Source organism: Streptomyces sp. CRN 30, from assembly GCF_034105845.1.
On the sequence record NZ_JAVRHI010000007.1, the window covers coordinates 1 to 7182 of the forward strand.

9 protein-coding genes are annotated in these 7182 nt (G+C 73.2%); 4 read left to right on the forward strand and 5 right to left on the reverse strand.

Going from position 1 to position 7182, the window contains the following annotated elements; translation table 11 throughout:
* Positions 1-166: 166 nt before the first annotated feature.
* The gene (locus UW392_RS00955) at positions 167-403 is read left to right on the forward strand and encodes a hypothetical protein (protein ID WP_320772881.1); all 237 of its coding nucleotides are present in this window, start codon (positions 167-169) and stop codon (positions 401-403) included.
* Positions 404-545: 142 nt separating this feature from the next.
* Positions 546-1583, forward strand: coding sequence for an NUDIX hydrolase (locus UW392_RS00960; protein WP_320772882.1), 1038 nt, complete (start codon positions 546-548; stop codon positions 1581-1583).
* 97 nt (positions 1584-1680) lie between these two features.
* On the opposite strand, the gene UW392_RS00965 is transcribed toward UW392_RS00960, so the two are convergent.
* Positions 1681-3036, reverse strand: coding sequence for a dipeptidase (locus UW392_RS00965; RefSeq protein WP_320772883.1), 1356 nt, complete (start codon positions 3034-3036; stop codon positions 1681-1683).
* Positions 3037-3209: 173 nt separating this feature from the next.
* On the opposite strand from UW392_RS00965, the gene UW392_RS00970 reads away from it, so the two are divergent.
* Positions 3210-4427: a geranylgeranyl reductase family protein gene (locus UW392_RS00970; protein ID WP_320772884.1), complete on the forward strand. Its 1218-nt coding sequence runs from the start codon at positions 3210-3212 to the stop codon at positions 4425-4427.
* 33 nt (positions 4428-4460) lie between these two features.
* On the opposite strand, the gene UW392_RS00975 is transcribed toward UW392_RS00970, so the two are convergent.
* The 4 genes from UW392_RS00975 to tgmA form a co-directional block, all read right to left on the reverse strand.
* Positions 4461-4910 carry a nitroreductase family deazaflavin-dependent oxidoreductase gene (locus UW392_RS00975; protein WP_320772885.1) on the reverse strand — a complete coding sequence of 150 codons (450 nt, stop codon included), beginning with the start codon at positions 4908-4910 and terminating at the stop codon, positions 4461-4463.
* 67 nt (positions 4911-4977) lie between these two features.
* Positions 4978-5283 (reverse strand): DUF6332 family protein, encoded by a 306-nt coding sequence (locus tag UW392_RS00980; RefSeq protein WP_320772886.1) that lies wholly within the window; start codon positions 5281-5283, stop codon positions 4978-4980.
* Positions 5284-5391: 108 nt separating this feature from the next.
* Entirely contained in the window at positions 5392-6375 is a 984-nt protein-coding gene (gene tgmB, locus UW392_RS00985; protein WP_320772887.1) for an ATP-grasp ribosomal peptide maturase, read from the reverse strand.
* 16 nt (positions 6376-6391) lie between these two features.
* Complete coding sequence (gene tgmA / locus UW392_RS00990) at positions 6392-6583, reverse strand: putative ATP-grasp-modified RiPP (RefSeq protein ID WP_320772888.1); 192 nt, start codon at positions 6581-6583, stop codon at positions 6392-6394.
* A gap of 349 nt (positions 6584-6932) precedes the next feature.
* Here tgmA and UW392_RS00995 point away from each other — a divergent pair.
* The coding region (locus UW392_RS00995; RefSeq protein ID WP_320772889.1) for a DUF5133 domain-containing protein at positions 6933-7182 on the forward strand (250 nt) is incomplete at its 3' end.

Sequence of the window (7182 nt, forward strand, 5' to 3'; positions counted from 1 at the left end):
GCCTCGGCCGCCGCCGCGTGGGCCGGGCGCCCCGACGCGTGACGTCCCTGCGGCCGGCCCGGACGTCCCCGAGCGCGGCGTGCGGCGTCCGCTCCCCGTGGTCCGCCGACGGGTCGAATCGCCCCGGTTCGCGTGACCTCGTACGCGATGCGCAGTTGGACGAGGCATGAAGAAGCGCAGCATGCTCGCCATCGCATCCCTGGCCACCGGACTCGTCGTCGCCGCCGTCTCCCCCTCGCACGGTGCCGAGGCCGGCGAGACCGGTGAGGCACTCATCAGTCTCGATGTCGACGACGCCCTCAGGGACCTCGGCTCCGCCGACAAGCTGATCACCGACGAGAGCCTGGCGGTGGACAAGCCGTCCCTGGGAGGCAACGCGGGCCAGGCGGGCCTGGGCGGCTGACGGCACCGTGTGGACTGCGCCGGGTCCACCGCCCCGTGCGGCGGGGGACCCGGCGCGGTGTGTCCGGCTCCTCATCAGCGGCTGGTTTCCGTGCCGGGGTGAAGCGGGCAAGCCTCAGAAGGCCAACAGAAGAGGGGGAACCGTGATCGTCTGGATCAACGGTGCGTTCGGTGCGGGGAAGTCCACCACCGCACGGGAACTGATCGACCTGATCCCGAACAGCACGCTCTTCGACCCCGAGGTCATCGGCGGCGCACTCACACACCTGCTGCCGGCCAAACGCCTCGCCGAGGTCGGTGACTACCAGGACCTGCCGAGTTGGCGACGGCTCGTGGTGGACACGGCCGCCGCCATGCTCACGGAGGTCGGCGGAACCCTCGTGGTTCCCATGACCCTGCTGCGTCAGGAGTACCGCGACGAGATCTTCGGCGGTCTCGCCGCACGCCGGATACCCGTACGGCATGTGCTCCTCGCCCCGGCTGAAACGATCCTGCGCGAGCGGATAGAGAGACGGGAGCTCCCACCCGACCTCCCCGACGGCGAGCTGAGGGTCCGTCAGTGGGCGTACGACCACATCGAGCCCTACCACGCGGCGCTCGCCTCCTGGCTGACCGCCGACGCCCACCCCGTCGACACCAGCGCCCTGACCCCGTACGAGACCGCCTGGCGCGTCGCTGAGGCGGTGCGCACCGGGGACGTACCGGTCTGCGACATCGTGCAGACGCCTGAACCCACGGCGGAGACCCTGGCGGCGGGGGTGCTGCTGTTCGACGAGCACGACCGCGTCCTGCTCGTCGACCCGACGTACAAGGCGGGCTGGGAGTTCCCCGGCGGGGTCGTCGAGCCCGGTGAGGCCCCCGCGCGCGCGGGCATGCGGGAGGTCACCGAGGAGACCGGCATACACCTCGACGACGTGCCCCGCCTGCTGGTCGTGGACTGGGAGCGGCCCGTGCCGCCCGGATACGGCGGACTGCGCCTCCTGTACGACGGGGGACGCCTGGACACCGACCGCCACCAACGGCCCGTCCTGCCGGGCCCCGAACTGCGCGAGTGGCGCTTCGTCACCGAGGAGGAGGCCGCCGACCTGCTGCCCCCCGTCCGCTACGAACGGCTGCGGTGGGCGCTGCGGGCCCGTGAGCGGGGCGCGGCGCTGTACCTGGAGGCGGGAGTGCCGGTGTAGCGCGGCCGGCATCGGGTGGGCGCACTCCGGGGTCGTCCCGTGCGCGCCCGCCCGCGATGCCCGCCGCGGCCGTCCGGTCGCGCTCGGCCGGTGGCCGTCAGCGTGCCGCGTAGTCGCGCAGGAACAGCGCCTCCGCCACCGACAGGCGCTCCAACTCCTCGGGGGAGACGCTCTCGTCGAGCCCGTGGATCTGCGCCTCCGGCTCGCTCAGGCCGAACAGCAGGATCTCGGCGTCCGGGTAGAGCCCGGCCAGCGTGGCGCAGAGCGGGATGGAGCCGCCCTCGCCCGCGTACCGCAGCTCCTGGCCGGGGTAGGCGACCGCCATCGCCGAGGCCATCGCCTCGTACGCCGGACTGGAGGTGTCGGGGCTGAAGCCCTCGCCGAGACCGGACAGTTCGAAGCTCACCCGCGCACCCCACGGGACGCGCGCCTGCAGGTGCTCCTGGAGCAGCTTGGCCGCCTCGGCGGCGGGCATGCCCGGGGGCACCCGCAGGCCGACCAGCGCCCGCGCGCTCGCCTGCACCGACGGGGTGGCGCCCACGACGGGCGGGCAGTCGATGCCGAGCACGGTGACGGCCGGGCGCGCCCACACGCGGTCGGCGACCGTGCCCGTGCCGATCAGCTCCACGCCGTCGAGCACCTTGGCGTCCTTGCGGAACTGCTCCTCCGGGTACTGCAGGCCCTGCCACTCGGCGTCGCCCGCGAGCCCGTCGACCGTCGTCGAACCGTCCTCGGCGCGCAGCGAGTCCAGCGCCCGGATCAGCGCGGCCAGCGCGTCGGGGGCCGCGCCACCGAACTGCCCGGAGTGCAGGTTGCCCTCCAGGGTGTCGACCTGGACGCGCAGCAGGGTCGTGCCGCGCAGCGAGGCGGTGACCGTCGGCAGGCCCACCTGGAAGTTGCCGGTGTCGCCGATGAGGATCGCGTCGGCGGCGAGCAGCTCCGGGTGCTGCTCGGCGTACCGCTCCAGACCACCGGTGGCCTGCTCCTCGGAGCCCTCGACGATCACCTTCACGTGCACGGGCACGCCGCCGTTCGCCTTCAGCGCCCGCAGCGCGAGCAGGTGCATGATGACGCCGCCCTTGCAGTCGGCCGCGCCGCGCCCGTACCAGCGGCCGTTCCGCTCCGTCAGCTCGAACGCCGGGCTGGTCCACCCGTCCTCGTCCAGCGGCGGCTGCACGTCGTAGTGCGCGTACAGCAGGACCGTCCTCGCGCCCGCGGGGCCGGGCAGGTAGCCGTACACCGACTGGGTGCCGTCCGGGGTGTCGAGCAGGTCGACGTCCGTGAAGCCCTCGGCGCGCAGCGCGGCCACGATCCAGTTCGCGGCGCCCTCGCTCTCACTCCTCGGGAACTGCGTGAAGTCCGCCACCGATGCGAAGGCCACCAGCTCGGTGAGCTCCTGCTTCGCCCGCGGCATCAGCGCGGCGACGGTCTCGGCGACCGGATTCGACGACATGGGCACGCTCCTGGGTGGTGCGACGTTGTACTGACGGGTACGTGGCTGCGTACGCGTAAAACGGTGTAAGGCGCATACGTCCGCCGATCCTCCCACAGCGGGCCATGACGAGGGCCGCCGTAGGATGCTCGGGACAGATGCGGCAGGCGGCGGATCGGGAGCAGTAGACCATCGTGAGCAGCGACAACTCTTCGGCGGACGACGTGCGGGACGACGCGGAGCAGGTGTGGGACGTCGTCGTGGTCGGCGCGGGGCCCGCGGGGGCCTCGGCCGCCTACGCGGCGGCGGTCGCGGGACGGCGCGTCCTGCTGCTGGAGAAGGCGGAGCTGCCCCGCTACAAGACGTGCGGCGGCGGCATCATCGGCCCCTCGCGCGACAACCTGCCGCCCGGTTTCGAGCTGCCGTTCAAGGACCGCGTGCACGCGGTCACCTTCTCCCACAACGGCCGCTTCACGCGCACCCGCCGCTCCCGGCAGATGCTGTTCGGGTTGATCAACCGGCCCGAGTTCGACCAGCAGCTGGTCGAGCACGCGCAGAAGGCGGGCGCGGAGCTGCGCACCGGCGTCACGGTCTCGCGGGTCGAGCAGCACGGCTCCGCGGTGCCGGACCGGCGGACGGTCGCCGTCGTCCTCCAGGGCGGCGAGACGCTGCTCGCCCGGGCCGTGGTCGGAGCGGACGGCAGCGCGAGCCGCATAGGCGCACACGTCGGGGTGAAACTCGACCAGGTCGACCTCGGCCTGGAGGTGGAGATCCCGGTGCCGGAGACCGTCGCCGAGGACTGGAAGGGCCGCGTCCTCATCGACTGGGGCCCGATGCCCGGCAGTTACGGCTGGGTCTTCCCCAAGGGCGACACGCTGACGGTCGGCGTGATCTCCGCGCGCGGCGAGGGCGCCGCCACCAAGCGGTACCTGGAGGACTTCATCGGCCGGCTCGGCCTCGCGGGCTTCGAGCCGAGCGTCTCCTCCGGGCACCTGACCCGCTGCCGCGCCGACGACTCGCCCCTGTCGCGCGGCCGGGTGCTGGTGTGCGGGGACGCGGCCGGGCTGCTGGAGCCGTGGACCCGCGAGGGCATCTCCTTCGCGCTGCGCTCCGGGCGGCTCGCGGGGGAGTGGGCGGTACGGATCGCGGAGGCGCACGACGCGGTGGACACCCGGCGCCAGGCCCTCAACTACGCCTTCGCGGTCAAGTCCGGGCTCGGCGTCGAGATGGGCGTCGGGAAGACGATGCTGAAGATGTTCGAGCGCCGGCCCGGCCTGTTCCACGCGGCCCTCACCGGTTTCCGGCCGGCCTGGCGGGCGTTCGCCGAGATCACGCGCGGCTCGACCACCCTGGGCGAGCTCGTCCGTACCCATCCGACGGCCCAGCGCGTCCTGGCCAGATTCGACCGGTGAGACCGGTGCAACGGGTGAGCGCGGGGGCGCCGTTCACGCGGTGCCGGTGATGCGGAAGACGGGGTGGTCGGGGGCCGCGCGCCGCAGCTCCTCGTCCGAGGAGCCGGGGCCGACGCCCTTGAAGAACGTGCCGACCTCGGCGTTCCACCTGCTGAGGTAGGCACGGAGCAGCGGAGCCTTGTCGTCGTCGGCGACCTCCGTCGCGGTGAACACCTCCACGGTTCTGCCCAGCCGCAGTTCGCCGCCGCCCGCGGCCCGCATGTTGTGCGTCCACTGCACATGACCGCGCGGCGCGACCAGGTACCGCTCGCCGTCCACGGTCAGCACGTGCACCGGAGCGGTGCGCCACTCACCGCTCCTGTGGCCGCGGACGGCGAGGACCCGGGAGCCCCGGACGTCGATGCCGCGGCCGGTCAGCCAGGCGACGGCGCGGTTGAGCACGTGGACGGTGAACCAGCCGGGCTTGCGTACGTACGCGGACATGCGTGGTCCTCTCGGCAGGGCGGGAAGAGCGAAGCGTGCGAGCGGTGTTCGGGTGCGCCGTACGGGGTCAGGCGGCGGGGCCGGTACGGCCGGGTCCGCCGGGCCGGGTGCCGCCGCCCTGGTGGAAGCGGACGAGCACGCTCACCACCCGGACGGCGAACAGGACGACGGCCACCACGGCGGCGCACGGGAGCAGCGCACGCTCCACCGGGTCCGGCAGCGCGAAGAGCAGCGCCGGACCCGCCACGGCGCCGAACACCACGGCCGCCGCGAACGCGGCACTGAGCAGCGCGTACCCGATCTCCACGGTCATCGCGTCCCGCTCGGCCTGCGTTCGCCGTCCCTGTCGCCGTCCCTGTCCGGTGTGTTCCATGTGTTCCGGCCCCCCCGTCCCCACGTCCCCACGTCTTTCACAGCATAGGGGGAGAGCCTCCCGGCCCCGCCGGCCGCCGTGCGGTCGGCGACCGTACCGCGGGCCCCGTCACACGCCCGCCACCCCCTCGCGCTCCGCCCGCCGGCCGTCGCCCGGTGCGTCGCGGGCGAGCCAGGCGGCGATGGTACGGGCGATCGGTTGGCCCGTGTCGATCTCGACGAACCCGAACTGGCCGGACTGGTTGCACTCCAGGAACCACCAGATCCCGTCGGCGTCCTCCGCGAAGTCGAAGGCGCCGTAGGCCAGTCGGGCCCGGCGGAGATAGGCGTGCACGGCCTCGGCCGTACGCACCGGTACGTCGACCGGCTGCCAGGACGTGCCGGCCCGGGCGAACCGCACGTCCACCTCGTCCGGGCCCGCGTCGGCGTCGACCGGCTTGCGGGCGGCCAGCAGGCGGTCGCCGACGGCGGTGAGGCGGATGTCGGCACGCTTGGCGATCCGGCGCTGCAGCAGTGTCGGACCGAGGGCGACGGCGGCGAAGTCCGTGCCCGGCGGGACCCGGCTGGTCGGCACCGCCTCGGGCGGGTCCTGCGGATGCGTGCCGGACACGGTCTTGACCACCAGGTCGGGGAAACGCTCCGCGAACTCGCGGGCGGCCTGCGGGAACGAGGTGATCAGCGTGGCCGGCACGGGCAGCCCGGCGCGCTGGGCGAGACGCAGCTGCCAGGGCTTGTGGCGGGCCCGGGCGGCCGCGTCGGGGTGGTTCATCCAGCGGGCGTCGGTGCCGCGCAGGATGCCGTACAGCGCCTGGGCGGACTCCTCGGTCAGCCAGGCGGACGGCCGGGCCGCCCGGGTGCCCGGGACGCCCGGCCTGCGGACCCAGACGGACCGCAGGCCGCTCGTGCTCACCAGACGGCCGCCGGCGGACAGGTGCCCGCGGAACTCCCCGTGCACGTACTCACCGGAGAGCGCGACCCCGCCCGGAAGATCGGCGGGGTCGAGCCGGAGCACGGGGACACCGTTCGCGTTGAGTTCGGCCACCACCATGTCCGCCGTCACATCCTGTTCGCACGTCAGGATCAGTACGGTCATCGTCGCCGGTCCGTGGTCAGTCGTCGAAGTGGGTCTTCGAGCCCGCGGTGGAGGTGGTCGCCCCCGCCTCCCGCAACACCCCGTAGTCGTGGACGGCGGCGCGTCCGTCGGCCAGGACGTTCAACTGCCGGTCCGAGTCATAGGTGTACGCAGCGCTGACCTCCAACTGCTCAGCAGGGCGAGCGTAGTTGAGTGCGAACAGTCGCATCGTCTCTCCTTGTTCGGGGGCCACCCGGGCATGCGGACGGTGACGCTCCGGCGTCACGCGGGCAGCACGGATCGCAGTGCTCTCATGGAGTAATACGAGTCGAACGGGTGATTGGTTTCCTCACGCTGTGTGACCGTGGTGCCGGATCGGCCGTCCCCTCCGGGTCGGACGCGCCGGGCTCGGGCCGCAGGTGTGCGCGTACCTGCTACTTCCCCGTAGACGAGGTGCTATCGGGGTGCCGGGACCCGAGTGGTTGCGATTCGGTCACATTCGGGGCATGCCGTGAAAGTCGTGAGTGACCCACGGGGAACGGGGCAGGCGACCGTCCACTGGAGAAAGGGGACCCACCGTGCTCGTTCCCGACCCGAAGGTCGTCAGACAACTGCTCACCCGGTACGCCACCCTGCGCATCGCCCACGCGGAGAAGGAGACGCCGCGGACGGCGCAGGGGCTGACGGAGGTCGGCGAGGCCCTGTGCACCCTGATGGGCGAGGCCGAGGTCGACGCGGCGATCGCCGCCGCGGACGAGGCGCTGGCGGCGGGCCGCAGGACGGGGCCGGCGGCGTCCGCCGGGCAGCGCGACCTGCCCCTGGCCGTCT